The organism is Xanthomonas sp. BRIP62409 (assembly GCF_003992965.1).
GTDB classification, from domain to species: domain Bacteria; phylum Pseudomonadota; class Gammaproteobacteria; order Xanthomonadales; family Xanthomonadaceae; genus Xanthomonas; species Xanthomonas euroxanthea.
This window is the reverse complement of sequence record NZ_QEZJ01000022.1, coordinates 255,147-277,495: the sequence shown is the minus strand read 5'-3', so window position 1 is coordinate 277,495 and position 22,349 is coordinate 255,147. Positions and strand designations below refer to the sequence as shown.

General features: G+C 65.2%; 22 protein-coding genes. 4 read left to right on the top strand and 18 right to left on the bottom strand.

Features of this window, described 5'->3' with window-relative positions:
- Positions 1-61 precede the first annotated feature (61 nt).
- From EO170_RS14110 to EO170_RS14025, 17 genes are all read right to left on the bottom strand, one after another.
- Entirely contained in the window at positions 62-628 is a 567-nt protein-coding gene (locus EO170_RS14110; protein WP_104582685.1) for a PilZ domain-containing protein, read from the bottom strand.
- Positions 628-921, bottom strand: a complete 294-nt coding sequence (locus EO170_RS14105; protein ID WP_126945844.1) for a hypothetical protein — start codon at positions 919-921, stop codon at positions 628-630. Before EO170_RS14105 ends, EO170_RS14110 begins: the two co-directional genes overlap by 1 nt.
- 8 nt (positions 922-929) lie before the next feature.
- Positions 930-1,343, bottom strand: a complete 414-nt coding sequence (fliS, locus tag EO170_RS14100) for a flagellar export chaperone FliS (RefSeq protein ID WP_104537438.1) — start codon at positions 1,341-1,343, stop codon at positions 930-932.
- A gap of 150 nt (positions 1,344-1,493) precedes the next feature.
- Positions 1,494-2,819: a flagellar filament capping protein FliD gene (gene fliD / locus EO170_RS14095; protein ID WP_104582684.1), complete on the bottom strand. Its 1,326-nt coding sequence runs from the start codon at positions 2,817-2,819 to the stop codon at positions 1,494-1,496.
- A 268-nt stretch (positions 2,820-3,087) separates the two neighbouring features.
- Complete coding sequence (locus tag EO170_RS14090) at positions 3,088-4,287, bottom strand: flagellin (RefSeq protein WP_104648707.1); 1,200 nt, start codon at positions 4,285-4,287, stop codon at positions 3,088-3,090.
- A 317-nt stretch (positions 4,288-4,604) separates the two neighbouring features.
- Positions 4,605-5,810, bottom strand: a complete 1,206-nt coding sequence (flgL, locus tag EO170_RS14085) for a flagellar hook-associated protein FlgL (protein WP_115677162.1) — start codon at positions 5,808-5,810, stop codon at positions 4,605-4,607.
- On the bottom strand, positions 5,810-7,684 hold the full coding sequence (gene flgK, locus EO170_RS14080) for a flagellar hook-associated protein FlgK (RefSeq protein ID WP_126945773.1): 1,875 nt from the start codon (positions 7,682-7,684) through the stop codon (positions 5,810-5,812). Before flgK ends, flgL begins: the two co-directional genes overlap by 1 nt.
- A gap of 11 nt (positions 7,685-7,695) precedes the next feature.
- A complete protein-coding gene (flgJ, locus tag EO170_RS14075; RefSeq protein WP_104582680.1) occupies positions 7,696-8,874 on the bottom strand; it encodes a flagellar assembly peptidoglycan hydrolase FlgJ in 1,179 nt (392 codons plus the stop codon).
- Position 8,875: 1 nt separating this feature from the next.
- On the bottom strand, positions 8,876-9,994 hold the full coding sequence (locus EO170_RS14070; RefSeq protein ID WP_104582679.1) for a flagellar basal body P-ring protein FlgI: 1,119 nt from the start codon (positions 9,992-9,994) through the stop codon (positions 8,876-8,878).
- Positions 9,995-10,004: 10 nt separating this feature from the next.
- A complete protein-coding gene (gene flgH / locus EO170_RS14065) occupies positions 10,005-10,697 on the bottom strand; it encodes a flagellar basal body L-ring protein FlgH (RefSeq protein ID WP_104582678.1) in 693 nt (230 codons plus the stop codon).
- Positions 10,698-10,735: 38 nt separating this feature from the next.
- The gene (flgG, locus tag EO170_RS14060; protein WP_016901723.1) at positions 10,736-11,521 is read right to left on the bottom strand and encodes a flagellar basal-body rod protein FlgG; all 786 of its coding nucleotides are present in this window, start codon (positions 11,519-11,521) and stop codon (positions 10,736-10,738) included.
- A 787-nt stretch (positions 11,522-12,308) separates the two neighbouring features.
- Positions 12,309-13,064 carry a flagellar basal-body rod protein FlgF gene (gene flgF, locus EO170_RS14050; protein WP_126945770.1) on the bottom strand — a complete coding sequence of 252 codons (756 nt, stop codon included), beginning with the start codon at positions 13,062-13,064 and terminating at the stop codon, positions 12,309-12,311.
- Between the two features lie 144 nt (positions 13,065-13,208).
- The gene (gene flgE, locus EO170_RS14045) at positions 13,209-14,432 is read right to left on the bottom strand and encodes a flagellar hook protein FlgE (protein WP_104582676.1); all 1,224 of its coding nucleotides are present in this window, start codon (positions 14,430-14,432) and stop codon (positions 13,209-13,211) included.
- A 31-nt stretch (positions 14,433-14,463) separates the two neighbouring features.
- Positions 14,464-15,135, bottom strand: coding sequence for a flagellar hook capping FlgD N-terminal domain-containing protein (locus EO170_RS14040; RefSeq protein WP_104582675.1), 672 nt, complete (start codon positions 15,133-15,135; stop codon positions 14,464-14,466).
- A gap of 37 nt (positions 15,136-15,172) precedes the next feature.
- Complete coding sequence (flgC, locus tag EO170_RS14035) at positions 15,173-15,580, bottom strand: flagellar basal body rod protein FlgC (RefSeq protein ID WP_005914451.1); 408 nt, start codon at positions 15,578-15,580, stop codon at positions 15,173-15,175.
- Between the two features lie 3 nt (positions 15,581-15,583).
- Complete coding sequence (flgB, locus tag EO170_RS14030) at positions 15,584-15,985, bottom strand: flagellar basal body rod protein FlgB (RefSeq protein WP_104533384.1); 402 nt, start codon at positions 15,983-15,985, stop codon at positions 15,584-15,586.
- 360 nt (positions 15,986-16,345) lie between these two features.
- Positions 16,346-17,290, bottom strand: coding sequence for a chemotaxis protein (locus tag EO170_RS14025; RefSeq protein WP_104582674.1), 945 nt, complete (start codon positions 17,288-17,290; stop codon positions 16,346-16,348).
- 360 nt (positions 17,291-17,650) lie between these two features.
- On the opposite strand from EO170_RS14025, the gene flgA reads away from it, so the two are divergent.
- The 4 genes from flgA (at position 17,651) to EO170_RS14005 (ending at position 20,401) form a co-directional block, all read left to right on the top strand.
- Positions 17,651-18,295, top strand: coding sequence for a flagellar basal body P-ring formation chaperone FlgA (flgA, locus tag EO170_RS14020; protein WP_104648710.1), 645 nt, complete (start codon positions 17,651-17,653; stop codon positions 18,293-18,295).
- Between the two features lie 66 nt (positions 18,296-18,361).
- Positions 18,362-18,673: a flagellar biosynthesis anti-sigma factor FlgM gene (gene flgM / locus EO170_RS14015; RefSeq protein WP_104582672.1), complete on the top strand. Its 312-nt coding sequence runs from the start codon at positions 18,362-18,364 to the stop codon at positions 18,671-18,673.
- A gap of 15 nt (positions 18,674-18,688) precedes the next feature.
- A complete protein-coding gene (locus tag EO170_RS14010) occupies positions 18,689-19,021 on the top strand; it encodes a hypothetical protein (protein WP_024939614.1) in 333 nt (110 codons plus the stop codon).
- Positions 19,022-19,174: 153 nt separating this feature from the next.
- Positions 19,175-20,401 (top strand): ATP-binding protein, encoded by a 1,227-nt coding sequence (locus EO170_RS14005; RefSeq protein WP_104582670.1) that lies wholly within the window; start codon positions 19,175-19,177, stop codon positions 20,399-20,401.
- Between the two features lie 223 nt (positions 20,402-20,624).
- On the opposite strand, the gene EO170_RS14000 is transcribed toward EO170_RS14005, so the two are convergent.
- Positions 20,625-22,346, bottom strand: coding sequence for an EAL domain-containing protein (locus EO170_RS14000; RefSeq protein ID WP_126945767.1), 1,722 nt, complete (start codon positions 22,344-22,346; stop codon positions 20,625-20,627).
- Positions 22,347-22,349: the final 3 nt, after the last annotated feature.

Genomic DNA, 22,349 nt, shown 5'->3' with positions numbered 1-22,349 from the left:
AGAGACCTTTTTCAGTAAAGGGCACCTTAGCCGACCCGGCGCCCCGCGCCAACAGGCGGTATCAGCGCTGGCGGCGGGCGTCGGCGATCTGACGGCGATGCAGACGGAACAGATGACGTTCCAGCGCCTCCTGCAAGCCTGGCGAAAGCGGCGCAAACCGCAGCCAAAGCCAATGGTCGTGACCATCACTTGCGCTTGCCAGGACCTCGGCAGGAAGCTGTACCAGTTCAGGAAGCCAGTCGGACGGTTGCAGGCAAACACTCCCCAACGTGCCCGGCGGATGGCTGCTTGCGCAGCTCAGGCGGATTCCGCGCACCGACCACTGCACGTTCGCCTGGATCAGTCCGCTGTCGCCCTGCTGCACCAGACGGCCGATCAGGGCCAGCATCAGGTCGAGCTTGGCGTCCATGCGCTGCACCAGCAGCGGCAGCTCGCCACGGTCTTCGCTTGTGTCTTCGCTGCGCAGGTCTTCCACCTGGCCCAGGCTGCGCAGCAGGGTTTCCGCAGCGCCGTGCGGGCCGGCATCGCTGCCGGCGCGGAAGCCGGCCGGCAGACGCACTTCGCAGCTGAGCGTGTCGGCGAACAGCGCGGCATCGGCCGATGGCGCGAGTGTGCCGAGCACGGGCATCAGATCCGCCCGACCCGTGCGTAGGCGCGGCTGGCCGAGGAGGACGTACGCTGCGCGCGGATCAGGTCCAGCAACTTGCGGCGGCGCTCGAGCATCATCCGCATCAGATCCTGCTGCATGGCCTGCAGCGTCTGCAGTGCCTCGCGGTCCTGGCCCAGGTCCGCCTGTTGCGCGTACTCGCGCAGGTGCAGATCGTGGGTGTCCAGCATGAACGGCATTACCTCAAATTCCTCCTGCGCCATGGCCAGGCGGATGTCGGCGATTTCGGCTTGAAGGCTCTGCGCGTTATGCATGGTCTGGCTCACGAAACGGCAGAAAGGCCGCGTTGATCGAGGGGGATGGAATTCCACGCCGAGTCGATTTCGCTGAGCAACTCCAGCGCTTCGGTCAACGCGGTTTCGTCGTTGTGCAGGTTGGCGGCAGTCAGCCGCTGCATCACGTAGTCGTAGAGCGCCGACAGGTTACCAGCGATCTCGCCACCGGCTTCGTGATCGAGCGAACCGTTCAAGTGACCGACGATCGCACAGGCTTCGCCGATGGCCTTGCCCTTGCGCGCCTGGTCGCCCTGCGCCAAGCAGGCCTGGGCCAGGCGGATGCGCTGGCAGGCGCCGGCGAACAGCAGCGACACCAGCTTGTGCGGGTCGGCTTCGGTCACGCTGGTGGACACGCCGACCTTGCGGTATTGCTCGGCATACTGACGATTGGAACCGTACATGGATGACTCCTCAATGGGCTGACCTTCGCGGGTCCCGGAGCGCTGCGCTCGGGCGACGACGCTCCTGCCGGAAGGCAAGGCCGATATCACGATAGGCCCTTCTTGTATCGGCAAGACCATTGCGGGACTTGAGGATCGTGATCACGAAAATCAGCCTGTCAGCAGGCTGCTGAGCGAACTGGTGCTGCTCTGCAGCTTGCTGATCATGGTTTCCATCGCGGTGAACTGGGCGGTGTAGCGATCGCTGAGCTTGGTCATGCGCGCGTCGAGGTCGTCCAGGTCAGACTCGTAGCCCTTGATCTGCTTGTTCAGGCTGTCCGAGCGCATGGTCAGGGTGCCGTCGTTGGCGTTGACGTTGCTGTCGAGCAGCTTGGTCATGGCCGAGCCGAACTTGCTGTCCTTGCCGAACACCTCGGCGGCGGCACCACCGTCCTCGGCGATGGCGGTATCGAACTTGCCGCCATCGAAGCTCATCACGCCATCCTTGTCGATGGTCAGGCCGAGCCCCTTGAGTTCGATGAGGTTGCCGCTGACCTGGCCGCGCAGCTGCTGCTGCAGGCCGCGCACCAGCGAGTCGCCGGTGAGTGCCGCGGCCGTCTTGGTGGTGGCGTCGTAGGCGCTGCTCTTGGCCAGCAAGGTGTTGGCGGTGTTGTAGGCGGCGGCGTACGCAGTCAGATTGGCCTTGAGGCTGCTGGTGTCGGCCGCAACGCCCAACGTGACCTTGGTGCCTTCGGCGGCCTTGGTGAGGTTGAGCACCACGCCCGGCACGATGTCGGTGACGGTGTTGGAGCTGGAGGTGCGTTCGAAGCCGTCCACGCGCACCAGCGCATCGGTTGCGGCCACGGACTGGGTCAGGCCGCCGCTGACGCCGGGGCCGTAGGTGAGGCTGCTCAGGCTCGGGTCGCTGGCACTGACGGTCAGCGCGCCCTTGGTCCCGGAGTCGACCGCGTTGAACACCAGGTGCTGGCCGTCGTTGGCGGTCACCACGCTGGCGTTGACGCCCTTGCCGCCGGCCGCCTTGTTGATGGCCGCAGCGATGTCGGTGAGCTTGTCGGTGCCGCTGATGTCAACGGTGATCTTCTTGTCGCCATACCCGATCGTCAGCGTGCCGCTGCCGACAGTGGCATCGGCGACGAACGCGCCGGAGGCGAGCTTCTGCGCGCTGGCGAGCGAGACCACTTCCACCGAGTAGTTGCCCGGCGCGGCCGAGCTGGTGGTGGTGGCGGTGAAGCCGGCATCGGTAGGCACCGTTGCCTTGTAGGCATTGGTGTCGGCGCTGCTGATGACCTTGTCCAGCGCAGACTTGAGCGTGGTCATGCTGCTCTTGATCTGGCTGATCGCCGACAGCTGCGTCGTCGCAGCGGCTCCGGCCTTGTTGATGCGCGCCTGCTCCGGGTCTTTCTGCCGGGAAACCAGGGTGGACACCACGGTGGGGATGTCCAGACCGGAGCCGGAAGTGCTGATCACCGATGCCATGTTGCATTCCTCGTCTGGGCGTCCAAGCAAGGATGGACGCATGGGATTACGAGACGGGTATCGGCCGCCTCGGCGAGGACTTTAGCGGCGGCGAGCCCGTCTCGCTCACGAGGTTGGGTGTTGCAATTTCCATGCCGGCGATGCGTCAGGAAACCCGCGCCAGAAACCCGTGCTGCGCAATCGTGTCGAATCCCTGCGGCTGAAAATCTGCGACCACAAAAAAGCCCCTCCGGAGAGGGGCTTTGGACTTGCTGCGACGCGCTGCCGATTACTGCAGCAGGCTCAGCACGTTCTGCGGAACCGACTTGGCCTGGGCCAGCATCGCGGTACCGGCCTGCTGCAGGATCTGCGTGCGGGTCAGCTCGGCGGTTTCCTTGGCGTAGTCGGTGTCGCGGATACGGCTACGCGAGGCCGACAGGTTTTCCGAGGTTGCGCTCAGGTTGGCGATGGTGGAGGTGAAGCGGTTCTGCACCGCACCCATGTCGGCGCGCGAGGAGTTGACCGCGGTCAGCGCCTTGTCGACGATTTCCAGGGCCTTCTGTGCGCCGGAGAACGTGGAGATGTCCAGGGTGCTCAGGGTCGAAGCGGTGGAGCCGGAAGCGGCCGAGGCGGTGGTGATGCCGGCGCCGACGGTGATGCCTGCGGCGCTGGAGGTACCGGCGGTCAGCGAGGTGAAGTCCTGGCCAGCCTTCAGCGATTCGATCTGCACAGTACCGTCGGTCTTGATCGAGGCGTACATGCCGGTCTGGTCGAGCTTGTCGTTGATCGCGGCAGCCACCTTCTTGTTGACATCGGCAGCGCTCTCGCCGACGCCGACCTTGACGTCCGCGATGGTGACGCTCTTGGCCGCACCGCTGGCGTCCTTGAACGACAGACTCATGCCGCTGATCGAGCCGGAGGCGGTGGAGGTGCCGCTCACGCCAGCGCCGGAAACGGCGGCAGCGAAGTTGGCCTTGCCCAGCGAATCGACGTTGGCGTCGACGATGCTGTTGATGCCGATGGTCTGGCCGGCGTCGGCGCCGACCTGGAACAGCGCGCCGGAGAAGTCGCCGTTCAACAGCTTGGTGCCGTTGAAGTTGGTCTGGTTGGCGACGCGGTCGATTTCGGCGGTGAGCTGCTTGACTTCGGAGTTCAGCGCGTCACGGTCGGTCGGCGAGTTGGTGGCGTTGGACGACTGCACCGACAGCTCGCGGATACGCTGCAGGTTGCTGCCGATTTCGACCATCGCGCCTTCGGCGGTCTGGGCCAGCGAGATACCGTCGTTGGCGTTGCGCGAGGCAACGTCCAGGCCGCGGATCTGCGTGGTGAAGCGCTCGGAGATCGCCAGACCTGCGGCGTCGTCCTTGGCGCTGTTGATGCGCAGACCCGAGGACAGACGCTGGATGCTCGTCGACATGCTCGCGCTGCTGGTGTTGAGGTTACGCTGAGCGTTCAGCGACATTACGTTGGTGTTGATTACCTGTGCCATTTTGATTTCTCCTAAGCGATTTTTCCGGCAAGGGGGACTTGCCCGGAGCCTCCGCAGGGGGGCCATCAAGTTGGCCGTTGCCGCTGCTGAGATGAATAACGGCGTTGCGTCGGGAACCTTTAGCGAAATCCAGTGTTTTTTTGCTGTCTTTCTGCTGCAGGACGAAATACGGAAGCGTTGTGTAGCAAGGGGTTTGGTTTATTCGGCAGCACCCCGTCGATCTTTAGCGTTGGTATAACTTTTGACGAATAAACTCCGTCGGCCTGCGCAGGTGCGCGCGCGCAGGCGTGCAGAAAATGTGGGTTTTCTGCGGAAAATCAGCGGATCAGGTTAAACAACGACGACGACTGCATCTGCTGAAAAATCGTTTGGGCGGCCTGCAACGAGGCCTTCTCCAGTTCGTATTGCCCGAGCGCCGAGGCGAAATCCAGGTCGCGGATCGACGACAGGGTGGTCTTGAGGGTGACCTCGTTGGATTCGAGCAGCGAGTTGGCGTTATCGATCGCCGACAGCTGCGCGCCGCCGGAGGCGCGCGCATCGATCATCTTCGACGAGGCCTGTGCGATGTCGCGCATCGACGACTGCAGCGTGTTGATCATCGCCGCCTTCTGCGGCGGGGTCTGGGTGTCGGAATTGAGCGCGCCGACCAGGTCGTCGATGGTGGAGAACACGTCCTTGGTGGTGGAGGCGCCGATCTGGAAACTGTCGCCCACCGCCGGTGCACCGCTGATGCGCATGCGCACGCCGGCCGCGTTGATGTCTTCGCCATCCTTGTAGGTGCCGGTCCCGACCACCGTATTGGTGCTGTCGCGCACCTCGTAGGTGTCTGCGGCGGTGAACTGCACGCTGTAGCTGCCGCCGTTCCAGCTGCCGGTACTGGCATCACGGCTGAAATCCAGCAGCAGGCCGGTGCCGGTATTGGCGTTGTCGGGGTGCGCATCCACGGTGCCGTCGCCGGTGCGGATACGCATGAAGATTTCGCTGCCGGGCAGGGTGTCGCTGACAAAGGTGTCCGGCGCCACCTCGACCTGTTTCTGGGTCTGGTCGCCGTTGTAGGTGACGCCGCCATTGCTCTTGATGAACGGTGCGCTGCCATCGGCGCTGCCGCCGAACAGATAGCGCCCGGTGCCGTCGGTGCTGTTGGCCAGGCTGACCATGCTGTCGCGCAGCGCGGTCAGTTCCGAGGCGATCGCCTTGCGGTCGTCGGGGCTGAGCGAGGAATTGTTGGCCTGCACCGCCAATTCGGTGACGCGCGCCATTTTGTCGCCGGCCTGCGACAGGGCGTTTTCCTGCAGGCCGAGCCGGTTCTGCACGTTGTTGGCGTTTTCGCCAAAGCGCGTGATCGCCGCCAGCGCGCGATCCAGGCCGACCGCGGTGCCGGCGGCGACCGGGTCGTCCTTGGCGGTGACCAGGCGCTGCCCGCTGGCGAGCTGGGCCTGGATCTGGCTCAGCCGGGACTGCTTGGCCGTCATCGACGACACCGACTGGCTGTACATCATGCTGGTGGAGATACGGTCGGTCATCAGCGTACGGCGCCCAGGATGGCTTGGAAGATGGTGTCGGCGGTGGAAATCATCTGTGCGGCGGCCTGGTAGGCCTGCTGCAGCTTCAGCATGTTGGCGGCTTCCTCATCGAGGTTGACGCCGGAAATCGAGTCGCGGCTGGCCTGCGCCTGGTCGTTGATGACCTTCTGCGCATCCGAGGCGTAGCTGGCCGCGCGCGCAGCCGAGCCGACCGAGGTGGTCAGGCCCGACAGCGCGCCGTTGAGCGTGACCGTGCCGCCGCTGAGCGCCTTGGCGTCGTCGATCTTGGCCAGCAGCTTGACGTTGCCGTTGTCGCTGGAACCGGCGCCGGTGGGGCCGACCCCGAAGGTGTCGCCGGCCTTGGGCGCGCCGTCCAGCGCAAAGCTCCAGCCATTGGCGCTGATGGTCTGGCCGGCGGTGTAGGCGAACGGGCCGCTGCCATCGATGGTGTACTGGTTGGCGTCGATGAACTCCACCGACGACGGGGTCAGCAGCGCCGGGTTCTGCGCATTGGTGACCTTGACGTCGCTGATCTTGCCGGTACCCAGGTTGGCGACCGTGGCGGTGGCCTTGACCGGGGTGGCCGCGGCAATCCGCGAGGGGTCGGTGATGGCCACCGACAGGGTGCCGGCCAGCCCGGCGGTGGGCTGCAGCAGGAACTTGTCGCCGTTGGCCGGCGTGCCGCCGACCACCAGGCTGACGCCGTTGAGCACCAGCGGATTGGCCGGGGTGCCGGTGCCGCTGAGCGGCACCGCCGAGCCGGTGCTGGCATTGGTGGCCTTCCACGCAGTGCCGTCGAAGCTGAGCGTGACGTTCTGCCCATCCACCGCCGACATGTTGCTGAAGCTGGCGCTCAGCGACGCGCTGCCGGTGTTGCCGGGGTTGGCGGCGGTGGTGGGCGAGCCGATGTTGAAGAAATTGCCACCCATCGCGCCATACAGGTCCATGCCTTGCGCGTGACCGGCGTTGAAGGTGCTGGCCATGCCCACGGCCAGGCGACCGAGTTCGGCCTGGGTCGGTTCCAGCACGCTGGTCCGGAACTCCAGCAGGCCGCCGATCTGCCCGCCCAGCGAGCTGGTGCTGAGGCTGACATTCTGGCCCTGGGTCTGCATCGCCACCTGCAGCTTGGTCGGCTGATACGGGTCGGCGACGGTGGTCAGCTTGGACGAGGTGGTTCCCACCACCAGGGCCTGGCCGCCGGCGGTGAAAACGTTCATGAAGCCGCCGTCCTGCATCACCGCGGTGCCGCCGGTGTAGCCGACCAGCTTGGACACCAGCGCATCGCGCTGGTCGAGCATGTCGGGCGAGGCGCTGTCGATGCTGCTGCCGATGGTGCCGTTGATCTTGGCGATCTGCTGGGTCAGGCGATTGACTTCGTCCACCGAGGAGGTCAGGCCGCTGTTGACCTCGTTGCTGAGGCTGTCCATCTGCCCGTTGAGCTGCTTGAAACGCGTGGCCAGCGAGTTGCCGCTGTCGAGCATGCTCTGCCGCTCGGCCGTGGACGAGGCATTGGACGACACCGCGCTGGTGGAATCGAAGAAGTTCGACCACAGCCCGGCCACATTGGTGGCGGTGTTGGAGTACAGGCTGTCGACGCGGTTGGACAGCGAGGACAGCTGCTGCAGCCGCGAGAGCTCGCCGCCGCTGTCGAGCAGGCGCGAGGTGGCCAGCTGGTCGGCCACACGGCTGACGTCGGTGATCTTGGCGCCATTGCCCACGAACGCGTAGCCCATGTCGGTAGGCGTGCGCGTTGCAAATTCCACACGTTGGCGGCTGTAGCCTTCGGTATTGATGTTGGCGACGTTATGGCTAACGGTCGACAACGCCCGTTGGAAGGCGATCAGCGCACTGGTCCCGGTGGACATGATGGACATGGGCGTTTACCTCAACGACGGATGGTGCCGAGCCCGGCAGGCTCGGCGGTGCTGGCATAGCGGTTGGACAGGTCGGCCGCCGCGTTGCCGATCGCGGCTACCGCACGGTCGATGGTCGGACCGTTGGCGATCGCCGCGATCTTGGCTGCGTAGCCCGGATCGGTGGCGTATCCAGCCTGTTGCAAGCCGCGTGCAAAACCCTTGATATCGGTGCCGGCCTGCAGCGCGGGCTGGTAACGACTGTTGTTCTTCAGCAGCCGCACGTAGTCGGCAAAGCTTTCCTCGGCCGAGCCGTAGGCACGGAAATCGGCGGTTTCGGTGGTTTTGACGCCATTGACGTATTCGTGGGTGCCGGTGGTGACCTTGTCGCCGCTCCAGCCGGTGGCCTTGATGCCGAACAGGTTGTTGGAGTTGCCGGCATTGCCGATACCGCGCCGGCCCCAGCCGGTTTCCAGCGCTGCCTGCGCCACCAGTGCACGCGGATCCACGCCCAGTTCGCGCGCGGCCTTCTGCGCATGCGTCCAGATCTTGGCCACGAAGCCTTCCGGGGTGCGCTCGCCCAGGCTGGCAGCGGCGCTGCTCGCCGCGCTCGCATTGACCGCGGCGTTGGCATCGGCGGCGTCGCTGGCGGCCACGTCGGCCCAGCGATCGTTGGCCGAGGGCCAGCTCAGTGCGGCCGCATCGTCGCTGCCGGCTTCGCTGCTGCCGGTACGCCCGGCGATCAGATCCAGCACCTGGCTCATGCCGATGCCGCCCAGGCCGCCTGCGCCGATGCCTGCCGCGCTGCCGATGCCTGCACCGACGCTGCCCGCAGCCCCATCACGGGCCGGCAGCGGCAACGAGGCGTCGCGCTTGCCGGCCACCAGCGCATAGGCCTTGGCGGCATCGGCGGTGCTGAGCGAGGTATTCAACGCCGGGCCACCGGTGTCGCCGCTCAGCTGCTTGGAGATCATCGCCGACAGGCCCAGCCCCTTGCCGTCGGTCAGCGACTTGGCCATCTGCTGGTCGTACATCTCGCGGAACATCTGGTTTTCGCCCGGAAACATCGGGTCGCCGGAGCTCGCATCGCGCATGCTCTTGACCAGCATCTGCGCGAACTGTCCTTCGAGCTGACGTGAGACCTTGTCGATCTTGGCGGGATCGGCCTTGGTGCTCGGGTTGAGATCAATGGGCGAGGCTGCGATACGCATGTCAGATCACCTCCAGCTCCGCCGTGAGCGCACCGGCTTGCTTGAGCGCTTCCAGGATGGCCACCAGGTCGCCGGGAGCGGCGCCCACTTCGTTGACCGCGCGTACGATCTGATCGAGCGTGGTGCCGCCTTCGAACTTGAACATGCGGCTGCCTTCGGAGGTGGCCGTGATCGTCGATTGCGGGGTCACCGCGGTGCGGCCGCCGCTGAAGGCGCCCGGCTGGCTGACATTGGTGTTCTCGCTGATGGTCACGGTGAGCGAGCCATGCGCGATCGCCGCCGGCATCACCCGCACCAGCTGGCCGATCACCACCGTGCCGGTGCGTGCGTTGACCACCACCTTGGCCGGCGCGTCGCCCGGAGAGAGTTCGACATTTTCCAGCCGCGCCAGCAGGCCGATACGCGCGCCGGGATCGGTCGGCGAGCGCACTGCCACGGTCACGCCGTCCACCGCACGTGCGGTCCCGGCACCGAAGCTGCTATCGATCGCCGCGACCATGCGCGAGACGGTGGTGAAATCGTTCTGGTGCAGGTTGAGGGTGATCTCGCCGCTGCCGGCAAACACATCCGGCAAGGCGCGTTCGACGGTGGCGCCGTTGGGAATGCGACCGACGCTGGGAATATTGACCGACACCCGCGAGCCGTCCTTTCCCTGCGCGCCGAAGCCACCGACCACCAGGTTGCCCTGCGCCATCGCGTAGACCTGGCCGTCGGCGCCTTTCAGCGGTGCCATCAGCAGCGAGCCGCCACGCAGCGACACCGCGTTGGCGATCGAGGACACGGTGATGTCGATCGGCTGGCCGGGCTTGGCGAACGGCGGCAGTTCGGCATGGATGGCCACGGCCGCGACGTTCTTCAGCTGTGGATTGACGTTCGCCGGAACATTGACGCCCAGTTCGCCGAGCAGGTTCTTCAGGCTCTGCACGGTGAAGGGGGCCTGGCTGGTGCGGTCGCCGCTGCCGTCCAGGCCGACCACCAGGCCGTAACCGACCAGCGCGTTGCCGCGCACGCCGCCGACCTGGGCAAGATCCTTGATGCGCTCGGCCGAGGCCGGCGCGGCGATCGCACAGACCGCCACAGCGGCAGCCAGCAGACGGAAGGGCAGGGAAGACAGATTCATGGTCGCAGGCTCAGTAGGGCGACAGACGGGAATTGAAGAAGCGGCTCAGCCAGCCCATCGCGTTGGACTGCGCGATCGCGCCGCGGCCGCCGTAGGCGATGCGGGCGTCGGCCACCTTGCTCGAAGGCACGGTGTTGTCCGGGCCGATGTCGGCGGCGCGCACGATGCCCTGTACCTGTACCAGTTCGTCGCCCTGGGTCAGGCGCAGGTTCTTCTGCCCCTGGATCACCAGATTGCCGTTTGGCAGGCGCTGCATCACGGTGACGGTCACGCTGCCCTGCATGCGGTTGCTCTGCGCGGTGTTGCCCTTGCCGGCAAACGTGCGGTCGCCGCTGGTGGAGTTGCGCAGCACATCGGTGCCGTTGACGGTGAGCGGAACGCCGAGCAGCGTGGGCGTGCTCATGTCCACGGTGTCGGCCTTGCTGACGCTGGTGTTGGCGGTGGACGAGGCGGTGGTGCTTTCCACCAGGTTCACCGTCAGCAGATCGCCGACATCGCGGGCGCGGCGGTCACCGTACAGATTCAGGCTCGGGCCGGCGGCATAGATCGCTCCGGCGGTGGGCTGCGCCACCGGCGCGACCACCGGCACGATCGGCGCCAGTTCGGCGAACGGCCGCACATCGCCGGCCGCCACGCAGCCGCCCAGCAGCGCGCTGCAGGCGATGGCGAGGCACAGGGAGGAAAGGGAAGGCAGGCGTGACATGGCGTGGATTCCTGAGAGGGCAGCGACCGGCGGGCCGATCAGACGTTGTTGTTCAAGTAACCGAGCATCGAGTCGGTGGTGGAGATCGCCTTGGCATTCATTTCATAGGCGCGCTGGGTCTCGATCATGCTCACCAGCTCTTCCACCGTATTGACGTTGCTGCCTTCCAGCGCGCCCTGCACGGTGTTGCCCAGGCCGTTGAGGCCAGGGGTGCCGTTCTGCGCGGGGCCGGAGGCGGTGGTCTCGACGAACAGGTTCTCGCCCTTGGACTGCAGGCCCGAGGGATTGATGAAGTCGGTCAGCGTCAACGCACCGATTTCCTGCGCGGCGGCCTGGCCGGCCAGCGTCACGCTGATGGTGCCGTCGTTGCCGATGGTCAGCGACTGCGCGCCTTCGGGGATCTGGATGCCCGGCTGCAGCGGGTAGCCGCTGTTGGTGACCAGCTCGCCCTGCGCATTGATCTGGAAGGTGCCGTCGCGGGTATAGGCCGAGGTGCCGTCAGGCATCTGCACTTCGAAGAAGCCGCGGCCGTTGACCATCACGTCGAGCGCGCGGCCGGTCTGCTGCTGGCTGCCCTGGTCGAAGCCCTTGAAGGTGGAGACCACCCGCACGCCGGTACCCAGCTGCAGGCCGGTCGGCAGCTGCGTCTGCGCGGAGGTGGAGCCGCCCGGCGCACGCACCTGTTGATACAACAGGTCTTCGAACGCCGCACGATCGCGCTTGAAGCCGGTGGTATTGGTATTGGCCAGGTTGTTGGAAATGACCGACATGCGCGTCTGCTGCGCATCCAGTCCGGTTTTGGCGACCCACAAAGCCTGATTCATGACCCGATTCCTCGTTAGACCCGGGGATGTGTTCCGGGTACGGCTGGGTAGATGCACGTGCCGTGCCAAACCCGCGTCGGGTTTTCGCCGGCTGTGCGCTGGATCACGCGAAGCGGGCGCGGCGGCCTGCGCGGGGCAGGGCTGGCGGCGGACAGGCAGCGGCTAGGCCGAAGCGGTGGAACCCTGCGCGGCAGATCAGGCGCGCTAGATCGGTCGCCGGTCAGCGATGTGTTCGACGACGTGTGAACCCTTGGCGCTGCCTGCGGAAGGGTTCTCGGGATTTGCCGGCTGGCATTGCGACGCAGTCAACAGGCTGGTTGGTCGAGCGCGCAGTGGCCTCACCGCTCGCGGGACACGCCGTGAACCCATCTCTGGGGGCTCGGTGGCGGCATCCATGCCGCCACACGGTCCCGCAATCGGCGAGGCCACCGCACCAGAGAGTTTGAAGGTCGCTTTCTTAAAGCTTGTCCATTGCTCGGCTTGCATTGAGAAAATCATTGGACGCGCCGTTATCCAAGCAATCCACGTCAGGCATTGTTTGCACCACGCACGCCGACCATCTCGACAGGTCCTTGCCCGCCCACCGTCGCAGGACCTTACGCGGCATGGATGCCGCGAAAGAGCCTATACGGACGTACTTGCGGCGTGTCCTGCGAGGGTGGGCGGGCAAGGGCCCTGCAGCCAAGTCACAAACCAGCCGCTCTGCAGCGAACCCGGGCGGTCGCCATCCAGGTGCTCGGCAGCGCGGCAAACCGACCGGCGCTGCGGCAGTGGGCGTCAGTGGCGCTTAGCCACTGACCCGCAGCAGCGAATTGGCCGATTGCGCGTTGTCGTCGCCGTTCTTGATGATCTTGACCTGCATTTCGAACTGGCGCTGCAGCTGGATCATCTCCACCAGTGCGCCGGCGGCGTCCACGTTGCTGCCCTCCAGCATGCCGCTGTTGATGGTCTTGCCGGTGGCCACCGTAAACGCCTGCGCCGGATCGGTGCTGGTGTTGCGCATCAGCCCGTCCGGGCGCCGCGTCAAACGGTCGGCGGGGGCGTCGACCACCTTCATCTTGCCGACGATGGCCATGGTCTGCGGGCCTTCGCCCTGCGGAATGATCGAGATGCTGCCGTCGCTGCCGATCTCCATCGCCTGGTGCGGCGGGATCGTCATCGGATTGCCGCCTTCATCCAGCACCGCATGGCCATTGGCGGTGACCAGCTGGCCATTGGCAGTGAGCGCCAGCTCGCCGTTGCGGGTATAGGCCTCGCTGCCGTCGGGCGACTGCACCGCCAGCCAGCGGTCCTGCTGCAGCGACACGTCCAGCGGGTTGCCGGTGACCTTCTGGTGGCCCTGGCTGCGGTCGAAGCCCTGGTCCACATGCAGCGCATCGATCCGCGACGGATAACCCTTGCCCTGGATCTTGAACGCCTCGGTGTTGGCCAGCGCAGCCTTGAACCCCACCGTATCGACGTTGGCGAGATTGTGCGACACGGTGCCCTGCGCCTGCAGGGAGGCGCGGGCGCCGGTCATCGCAACGTAGAGAGCTTTGTCCATGAGGCACCGGGATTGGGGAGTCGGGATTGGGGATTCGTAAACGCGGGCTGTTATGACCTGGGAGAGGAGGGGACATTGCGGGCATCGGTTGGATGCAATGCCCGCTCTTGCCAATCCCTAATCCCCAATCCCTAATCCCAGCCGTTAACGGATATTGATGATCGTCTGGGTGACCTGATCCTGGGTCGAGATCATCTGCGAGTTGGCCTGGAAGTTGCGCTGGGCCACGATCATGTTCACCAGCTGCTCGGTCAGGTCCACCGTGGAGGATTCCAGTGAGCCGGATTCGATCTGGCCCAGGTCCGAGGTGTCCGGTGCGCCGGTGCGGGCGGCGCCGGAGGTGTAGCTTTCGGCCCACATGTTGTTGCCCTGCGACTGCAGGCCCTGCGGATTGACGAAGCTGCTCAGCGCGACCTGGCCCAGCGGCTTGTCGGCACCGTTGGAATAACGGGCGAACACCACACCACTGGTGTCGATGCTGATCTCGTTGAGCTTGCCGCTGGCATAGCCGTCCTGGCGGGTGTCGCGCAGCGCGAAGGCCTCGCCGTACTGGGTCGAGCCGCTGACGTTGAGCTGCATGCTCAGCACGCCGGCACCGGTGCTCGGAGTGAACGGGTCCATCGTGATGATGCCGTTGGCCGGGGTGGTCAGTGCGCCGGTATCGGAGAACTGCAGCGTGGTCGGCGCGCCGACCGCGGCACCGTCCACGTAGTTGTGCACCTGCCATTCGTTCGGGTTGGCAGTCTTGACGAAGTAGGAGGTCTGCACATGGCTGACGCCCAGCGAATCGTAGACATTGATGCCGCCGGTGGAGTGGCTGTAGGTCTTGTCGTCGGCCGGGCTGAACGGGGTCACCACCGGCGCGGTGGCGTTGCCGGGCAGGGTGAAGGCCAGGTTGACCGTGGAGGTCGACTTGGGCGGGCTGTCGGTGGTCAGCAGCTGCAGGTCCGACAGGCGACCGACGTCGAAGCCGTTGCCGCTCGGGTTGGGGGCGAAGACCTGCAGGCGCGCGCCCTGTGGATTGATCACATAGCCGTTGGCGTCGGTCTGGAAGTTGCCGGCACGGGTATACATCTTGGCGCCGTTGGAGGACACGGTGAAGAAACCCTCGCCGGAGACTGCCAGATCCAGGCTGCGCCCGGTCGGATCGATGTTGCCCTGGGAGAACTGCTGCGCCACATTGCTGACGCGCACGCCCGAACCCACCGCATTGCGCGACAGGCCGTAGCTGGTGCTCTGGAACATGTCGGCAAACTCGGCGCGCGATTCCTTGAACCCGGTCGTGTTGACGTTGGCGATGTTGTTGGAGGTGACGTTCAGATCGGCATTGGCTGCGTTGATGCCGGACAACGAGGTATTGAAAGCCATGGATGAGGTCCTTTGAGTGTCGGTTGCCGGCTCAGCTGACGCGGAGCACGTTGGCGAGCGGGGAAGTGCCGAGCCCGGTCAGGTTGAGATACAGGCCGTCCGAGCCGATCGTGACGCTGTCCACCGGTGCGTCGACATAGGTGGACAACTTGCTTTTGGCACCGGCGGTGTCGGTCTGGGTGGCGGTCACGCCGTACTTGCCGGCGGCCATGCGGTTGCCGTTGGCATCGGTGCCGTCCCAGGCGAACGACACCTCGCCGGCGGCGCTGGCCGGCACGCTGAGCTGCTTGACGAACGCGCCGTTGGCATCGGTGATTTCGAAATTGACGGTGCCGGCCGAGGTTGCCGCAACCACGCCCTTGGCCGAGTTGGTCGCATCGATGGCCAGTTGCGCGGAGGGCACCAGCACGTTGTGCCCGACCAGCGAGGCGCCCTTCAGCACCTGATCGCTGCTCTGCGCTGCGGAGAAGCTGCTGACCTTGGTATTGAGGTCGCCGATGCCCTGCACGGTGGAGAACTGCGCCAACTGGCCCAGAAACGCACTGTTTTCCATCGGCTTGAGCGGGTCCTGGTGCTGCAGCTGCTCGGTCATCAACTTGAGGAAGTCGGCCTGGCCGAGCGATTCCTCCTTTTTCTTGGTCGCTGTGGCGCTGCTGGAGGTCAGCCCGAGGCTGGTGTAGAGGTCACTACCGATCGTGCTCATGTGAAAAGGTCCGTAAGGGAAGGGTCAGCTAGGCGGGTCAGCGACCCATGGTCAGAGTGGCGAGCGCCAGTTCCTTGGCGGTGTTGAGCATTTCCACGCCGGCCTGGTAGTTGCGCGAGGCCGAGATCATGTTGACCATCTGCGAGACCGGATCCACGTCGGGCGAGAACACGTAGCCGTCGGCATCGGCCAGCGGATGGCCGGGCTCGTAGCGACGGATCGGCGGCGCGTTGGTGGTGGTGATCTCCTTGACGTTCACCGAGGTCAGGCTGGGGTCCTGGCGACTTTGCTGGGCCTGGAAGATCGGCTCGATCGGCTTGTAGGTCGCCTCGGCCGAGCCGGCGACCGAGTCCGCATTGGCCAGGTTGGAGGCGATGGTGCTCAGGCGGACCGACTGCGCGTGCAGCGCCGAGCCGGCCACATCGAAGATGGGAAGATTGCTCATGACTTATTGGCCGGTGATCGCGGTGAGCATGGAGCGCACCTTGGATTCGAGGAAGCTCAGCGAGGCGCGGTATTCCAGCGCGGCGCGGCCGTAGGCAGCACGTTCGGCATCGGGATCGACGGTATTGCCGTCCAGGCTGGGCTGGTCGGATTCGCGGGTGATCTGGAACGGGTTGAGCCCGCCGCTGCTGCCGATCTCGAAATGCTTGGCGTCGGTGGTCTGCAGCAGGGTGCCGTCGCGCACGCCTTCGGCCGATTTCAGCGCGGCCTCGAAGTCCATGTCCTTGGCTTTGTAGCCAGGGGTGTCCACATTGCTCAGGTTGCTGGCAATGAGCTTCATGCGCTGCTCGCGCAGCGGCAGGGCATCGCCGTGGATGCCTAGAAAGGACGAGATGGAATTGGACACGGTGCTCTCCCGCGAAGTGTTACCAGGGAGAAAGCAATGTTTGTGCCAATCGGGGTGGTGCGGGTCGGAGAACTTGGAGACTTATTGGCGCCGCCGACGAACGGCAGCTTGGCCGTCCGGGATACAGGGTGGACCTGTGTAAGTCGCAGCGTTGGCTTACTCAGGCGCGCCAGGCTGGAAGGCCCCGCATGACCCTGAGCGCTGCCCGGCGTCGGGGGTGTCACTTCAAGTCGGGGGTGTCATCTCAATAGGTGTCGACCCACCGACCCCAACCGCGCGATCTTCCATGACGCCGCACCTTTGCAGCGCGGCGCTCATCGCTATTGTCGGCTCCGACCAGGCCGCCGCTTTGTGGCCTGCTCAGGCCGCTTCGGCGACCACTTTCAGGCGGGCCAGCACGTAATCGGCCAGTTCGTGCGCGCTGTACTTGGCCACGAAGGCATTGGCGCCGACCTGTTCGACCATGGCGTTGTTGAACACGCCCGACAAGGAGGTGTGCAGCAGCACGTACAGGCCCTGCAACCCCGGCGTGCGCCGGATTTCCGTCGTCAGCGTGTAGCCGTCCATGGCCGGCATCTCGATGTCGGAGATGACCATTGCATAGCGGTCGGCCGGATTCTCGCCTGATGCAGCCACCTGCAAGAGGTGGTCCAGCGCCTGGCGGCCGTCGGACAACAAGGTCGCCGCCACGCCGAGCTGGTCGAGCACGCTGCGGATCTGCTGACGCGCCACGCGCGAGTCATCCACCACCAGCACCTGGAACTGCCGGTCATAGGCGACCAGCTGCAGCGAAGGATCCAGCTGCACGTCCTTGCTGACCTTGGCGATGTCGGCCAGTACGCTCTCCACGTCGATGACCTGGATCAGCTCGCCCTGGAACCGCGTCACCGCCGTCAAATAAGTGGCTTCGGCGCCCAGCTCCGGCGGCGGATGGATATCTTCCACCGCGATATTGACGATGCGCTCCACGCCGCTGACCAGAAAGCCCTGGACCGAGCGGTTGAATTCGGCCACCACCAGGTAACCGGGGCCGTTCTCCGAGTGCGCATCGCGCTCCGGGTGGCCGATCGCCAGGCCCAGGTCCAGCACCGGTACCGAACGCCCGCGCACGTCGGCAACGCCGGCGAACTCGGTCGGCAGGCCGGGCACCTGGAACAACTCCGGGCGGCGCAGCACTTCCTGCACCTTGAAGACATTCACGCCAAAAAGCTGGCGCCCGCCCAGCCGGAACAGCAGCAGGGCCAGTCGATTGTGGCCAGCCAGACGCGTGCGCTGGTCGATGCGGTTGAGCAGATCGTGGGTCATGGGGCAGATATCGACAGCGCCAGCTGGAAACTTGAGGGCTTTATGGTTGGTCGGGGGCGCTGTCGGGATTCGGGAGTCGGGATTGGGGATTCGCAGAAGCGCCTGGATCGGGGGAACTGGGATTGGGGATTGGCTCAAAGGTGCATGAGCGAGTTGGTCAGGCCGCTGCAGCTACCTCTGCGTGCCTGAAAGCTTCAGCGACAGTTGGTCAGATAGATGCCGGTAAGGGCATCGCCAACGGGATAAATGAATCGCCCGCCAAGCCGCTTTTACCAATCCCCAATCCCGACTCCCCAATCCCGGCAAAAAACAGGCACGCCACTTGCACTGCCTATTCCGTCTTCCTCCGGATCTGGTCCCATGCGCCTGCTCCTACTTGTCATCTTGTTGGCTGCCGCTCCGGCCTGGGCCCAGAGCTATCAGTCTGTCGATTCCATCCGCGCTGCGGCACTGGCCACCGTTGGCCCGGATGCCGAGGCCGAGGCCACGCTCGATCCGGGCTTGCGCATGCCGGCCTGCCCGATTGCGCTGCAGGCGCAGCCGACCGGCACCAATACGGTGGAAGTGGCCTGTCCGCAGCCGGCTGGCTGGCGCCTGTTCGTGCCGCTGAAGGTGCGCCGCAATCAGGACGTGTTGGTGCTGCGCCGCGGCATCAGCGCTGGAGAAGTCATTTCGCTGGCCGATATCAGTATCGAGAAGCGTGACGCCGCACGCATCGTCGGCGCGGTGCTGGCCGATCCGGTGGCCGCAGTGGGCAAGAGCGCTCGGCGCATCCTGCCGGCCGGTTCGCTGCTCTCGGCCAACGATCTGGTCACCCAGCGGCTGGTCCGGCGCGGCGACACGGTCCCGCTGGTGTCGCGCAACGGCGGTCTGGAGGTGCGCATGAGCGGTCGCGCGCTGTCCGATGCCGGTGAGAACGAGCGGGTGTCGGTGGAAAATTCCTCGTCGCGCCGGGTGGTGCAGGGGATTGTCGAAGCGAGCGGGACCGTTTTGGTCTCCAGATAGAAATTCGCTATAAAGTTTTTTTTTGGCATGCCGTTATCCCCTACGACCTGTAGAGGAGTTCCTGACATGACACAGAAAATCGAAGGCAATCTACCGACCGCTGCCACCCTTCGCACCGCGGCCACGAGCAGCAAGATCGCTTCGGCCGGTGAAGACCGCGCGTCCCCGATCGCCGCATTGCCGCCGACCGACAGCGTCAAGCTGACCGGTGAGGCGACCAACCTGCAGAACTTGCAGCGCACGCTGTCGCAGTCCTCGGCGATCGACACCGGTCGCGTCCAGGCCGTGAAGGATGCGTTGCAGAACGGCAGCTATTCCATCAATCCGGATGCCATCGCCAGCCGCATGATGGATCTGAATCAGCAACTGGCGGGTTAATTCCCGACCCAAAGGATGAATGTGAACGAGTTCCTGCAACGTCTCAGCGATGCGCTGGCCGGCGAACGCCAGGCATTACTCGAGAACGACATCGATGGGTTGATGCGGCACACGCAGGACAAGCTGTCGGCGCTGCGCGCGCTGGAAGCGGCAATGCCCCAGGGCGAAGAAGAGCGGCTGCGCGAACTGGCCGAAGCCAACCGCGCCAACGGCGCGCTGCTGGCACGCCGGCGTCGCGAGGTGAACTGGGCGTTGCGTCATCTGGGCCGCACCGAGAGTGCGCCGTCCTACGATGCCAAGGGCCAGTCGAGCGTGCTGCGCGGCGGTCGTTCGCTGGCCGTGGCCTGACGCGCCACAGCGTGCCCGAGCGCACGCACAGGCCGCGCCGGCGGCGTGGTGGTGCAGCCTTGACGGGCCCGGTGTGCAGGAGCGTGGCGCCGCGCAATACGGGGCCTGGGCGGTTCGGCGTATATTGAAGCGTCCTCTACGCCGCCCTGTCCCGTGACTGCCAAGTTTTTTCTCAATCAAGCCTTATTACCGTCCTCGGCCATGCTGCGCGCTTTCGGCGACCAGATGCTTGAGGGTGTGTTGCTGTTCCGCGCAGACGGGCAGCTGATCCTGGCCAACGCCATCGCACGCCAGAGCCTGTGCAGGGAAGATCCCGCCGACGACCGCAATCTCGGCGAGCGGATCTCCCAGGTGCTGCCCTCGGATGCGCTGAATCAGGCGCGCAGCAAGGGCAGCTGGACCGGCAGCCTGCCGGTTGCCGATCGCGTGGTCATTGCGCATCTGTACTACAACGAAGAACAGGGCGTCGGACACTTTCTGGCGCTGTTCCACAACATCGAAGGCCAGCAGGATTACGAGCGCGAGCTGCAGCAGCGCCACGCCGAACTGCGCCAGGCCTATCTACGTCTGAACGGTGCCCAGGACAAGCTGCTGCAATCGGAAAAGATGGCCTCCATCGGCCAGCTGGCCGCCGGCGTGGCGCACGAAATCAACAACCCGATCGGTTACGTGCATTCCAATCTGGGCAGCCTGCAGGAATACCTGCGCAGCCTGTTCACGCTGATCGAAGCCTACGAGCGCGCGCTGCAGGCGCCGGATCCGAAGGCGTTGATCCCGGAGATCGACGAGATCCGCAACCGCGCCGACATCGACTTCATCAGCCGCGACCTGCCGCAGTTGATGGCCGAGTCGCGCGAAGGCATCGAGCGGGTCACCCGCATCGTGCGCGACCTCAAGGACTTCTCGTATTCGGACCGTTCCGAGTCGTGGAAGATGGTCGACCTGCATGCCGGGCTCGAATCCACGATCAACATCATCTGGAACGAGCTCAAATACAAGGTGACGCTGGAGCGCAACTACGCCGAGCTGCCATTGGTGGAATGCCTGCCGTCCGAGCTCAACCAGGTCTACATGAACATGCTGCTCAACGCCGGCCAGGCAATTGTCGAGCGCGGCACGATCACCGTCACCACCGGCCGCGACGAGGCCGAAAACGTCTGGATCCAGTTCCAGGACAGCGGCGCCGGTATTGCCCCGGACCTGCTGCAACGCATCTTCGACCCGTTCTTCACCACCAAGCCGGTCGGCAGCGGCACCGGCCTGGGCCTGTCGATTTCCTACGGCATCATCAACAAGCACCACGGCCGCATCGATGTCGAAAGCGTCCCGGGGCAGGGCGCCAGTTTCAGGATCGTATTGCCGGTGCGGCAGCCGCGGTAGCGCTGCCCGTTGGGATTGGGGAGTCGGGATTGGGGATTGGCAAGAGCGGTTTTGCCGCGCTCTTGCCGCAGCGCTTCGCGCTGGGATTGGGGAGTCGGGATTAGGGATTCGCAAGGGCGGTTTTGCCACGCTCTTGCCGTCTGCCTTGCTCAGCGAATCTCCGATTGCGGCTCAGGAATATCGCTGCTGGCTTTTGCTTTTACCAATCCCCAATCCCGAATCCCTATTCCCGGCCGTTACGCAGCTCATCGTGCGTCCGGAAGGCCTGGCGAATGTGCTCGCGCAGCTCGTCGTCGTTCCAGGGCTTGGTCAGGAAGCGGTAGATCGCGCCGCGGTTGATCGCTTCGGTGACGGTGGCCAGGTCGGTATAGCCGGACAGCACCAGGCGCACCGTGTCTGGGTAGAGCATCTTGACCCGGCCCAGGAACTCGGTGCCGCTCATGTCGCTCATGCGCTGGTCCGACAGGATCACCTGCACGTCGTTGGTGGCGAGCAGGTCGAAGGCGTCGCGCACGTTGCCGGCGGCCAGGATGCGGTAGCCATCGCGGCGGAACAGGCGCACCAGCGAGCGCAACACGTTTTCTTCGTCGTCCAGCAGCAGCAGCGTACGGTCCGGGCGGCTTTCGGCGAACGATTCCGGGCGCAGATAGCGGCGGCGTAGCGCCATGCCGGCCGACTCGGCCGACATCGGTTCGCCGAACAGATAGCCCTGGAAGATGTCGCAATCGTTGCGACGCAAAAAGCCCAGTTGCGCCTGCGATTCCACGCCATTGGCGATCACCGTCATGCCGAGCTGGTGACCCATCGCGATGATCGCGCGCGCGATCGCCGCCTCGCGGCTGCCGGCCGGCGCGCTCTTGATGAAGCTGCGGTCGATCTTCAGCCGGTCCACCGGATAGCGCACCAGCGCACTCAGGCTGGAATCGCCGGTACCGAAGTTGTCCAGGCTCAGGCTGATGCCTTCGTTGCGCAGGTTGGCCATCGTCTCGTGGACGAAGTTGACGTTGTTGGTCAACGCGCTTTCGTTGATCTCCAGCGTCACGAACTGCGCCGGCACGCCGGCGGTCTGCAGCATCGCCATCACTTCGTTGAAGAAGCCCGGCCGCAGCAACTGCAGCGTGGACACGTTCACCGCGATGCTGAAATCGTCGAAGCCCTGGTCGCGCCAGAGCCGCGCCTGACGCACCGCGTTCTGCAGCACCCATTCGCCGATCTGCACGATCACGCCCAGGCGCTCGGCGGTGCGCATGAAGCGTTCCGGCACCAGCATGCCCAGGGTGGGCGATTGCCAGCGCAACAGCGCCTCCATGCCGACGATACGGCCATCGCGCGCGCTCACCAGCGGCTGGTAGCGCAGGCGCAGTTCGCCATGCGGGATCGCATCGACGATCTGTCGCGCGATGATGCTTTCGCTATGCGCGTTGGTGGTCGAGTTGCGGGTATACAGCCGCACCGTATTGCCGCCTTCGCGTGCGGCCTGGTAGCTGGCTTCCTCAGCGTAGTCGAGCAGGATCGACAGCGAGGTGGAGTGTTCGGGGCACAGGCTGATGCCGACCTTGCCGGTCATGAACAAGGTGTACGGCAGCACCGACAACGGCAGCTCCAGCTGCTGGCGGATCTCTTCGGCAAAATCTTCCGGCAGCGGGGTGTCTTCGCGCCGCACCGCCACCACCACCATCTCATCGCTGCCGTGGCGCCACAACTTGCCACGCGCACCGAGGAAGTCTTGCAGCCGGCGCGCGACCAGCGTCAGCGCCTGATCGCCGACCTCGGCGCTCATGTTCTCGTTGATCGAGGCGAAGTGGTCGATATCGATATGGAACACCATCAACGGCGGACCGCCGGAGGCGGCAGCGTCCACCAGATGCAGCAGTTCGGGATTGCCCGCGCCCAGGCGGGTGGGCTTGATGATTTCCAGGCCGGGCGGGATTACGGGGCTCCACATGAC

Excerpts from the sequence above, each read along its gene's own strand:
- EO170_RS14110 (WP_104582685.1), bottom strand. The coding sequence starts at position 628 with ATGCCCGTGCTCGGCACACTCGCGCCATCGGCCGATGCCGCGCTGTTC.
- EO170_RS14105 (WP_126945844.1), bottom strand. The coding sequence starts at position 921 with ATGCATAACGCGCAGAGCCTTCAAGCCGAAATCGCCGACATCCGCCTG.
- fliS (WP_104537438.1), bottom strand. The coding sequence starts at position 1,343 with ATGTACGGTTCCAATCGTCAGTATGCCGAGCAATACCGCAAGGTCGGC.
- fliD (WP_104582684.1), bottom strand. The coding sequence starts at position 2,819 with ATGGCATCGGTGATCAGCACTTCCGGCTCCGGTCTGGACATCCCCACC.
- EO170_RS14090 (WP_104648707.1), bottom strand. The coding sequence starts at position 4,287 with ATGGCACAGGTAATCAACACCAACGTAATGTCGCTGAACGCTCAGCGT.
- flgL (WP_115677162.1), bottom strand. The coding sequence starts at position 5,810 with ATGACCGACCGTATCTCCACCAGCATGATGTACAGCCAGTCGGTGTCG.
- flgK (WP_126945773.1), bottom strand. The coding sequence starts at position 7,684 with ATGTCCATCATGTCCACCGGGACCAGTGCGCTGATCGCCTTCCAACGG.
- flgJ (WP_104582680.1), bottom strand. The coding sequence starts at position 8,874 with ATGCGTATCGCAGCCTCGCCCATTGATCTCAACCCGAGCACCAAGGCC.
- EO170_RS14070 (WP_104582679.1), bottom strand. The coding sequence starts at position 9,994 with ATGAATCTGTCTTCCCTGCCCTTCCGTCTGCTGGCTGCCGCTGTGGCG.
- flgH (WP_104582678.1), bottom strand. The coding sequence starts at position 10,697 with ATGTCACGCCTGCCTTCCCTTTCCTCCCTGTGCCTCGCCATCGCCTGC.
- flgG (WP_016901723.1), bottom strand. The coding sequence starts at position 11,521 with ATGAATCAGGCTTTGTGGGTCGCCAAAACCGGACTGGATGCGCAGCAG.
- flgF (WP_126945770.1), bottom strand. The coding sequence starts at position 13,064 with ATGGACAAAGCTCTCTACGTTGCGATGACCGGCGCCCGCGCCTCCCTG.
- flgE (WP_104582676.1), bottom strand. The coding sequence starts at position 14,432 with ATGGCTTTCAATACCTCGTTGTCCGGCATCAACGCAGCCAATGCCGAT.
- EO170_RS14040 (WP_104582675.1), bottom strand. The coding sequence starts at position 15,135 with ATGAGCACGATCGGTAGTGACCTCTACACCAGCCTCGGGCTGACCTCC.
- flgC (WP_005914451.1), bottom strand. The coding sequence starts at position 15,580 with ATGAGCAATCTTCCCATCTTCGATGTGGCCGGCTCGGCGCTGCACGCG.
- EO170_RS14025 (WP_104582674.1), bottom strand. The coding sequence starts at position 17,290 with ATGACCCACGATCTGCTCAACCGCATCGACCAGCGCACGCGTCTGGCT.
- flgA (WP_104648710.1), top strand. The coding sequence starts at position 17,651 with ATGCGCCTGCTCCTACTTGTCATCTTGTTGGCTGCCGCTCCGGCCTGG.
- flgM (WP_104582672.1), top strand. The coding sequence starts at position 18,362 with ATGACACAGAAAATCGAAGGCAATCTACCGACCGCTGCCACCCTTCGC.
- EO170_RS14010 (WP_024939614.1), top strand. The coding sequence starts at position 18,689 with ATGAATGTGAACGAGTTCCTGCAACGTCTCAGCGATGCGCTGGCCGGC.
- EO170_RS14000 (WP_126945767.1), bottom strand. The coding sequence starts at position 22,346 with ATGTGGAGCCCCGTAATCCCGCCCGGCCTGGAAATCATCAAGCCCACC.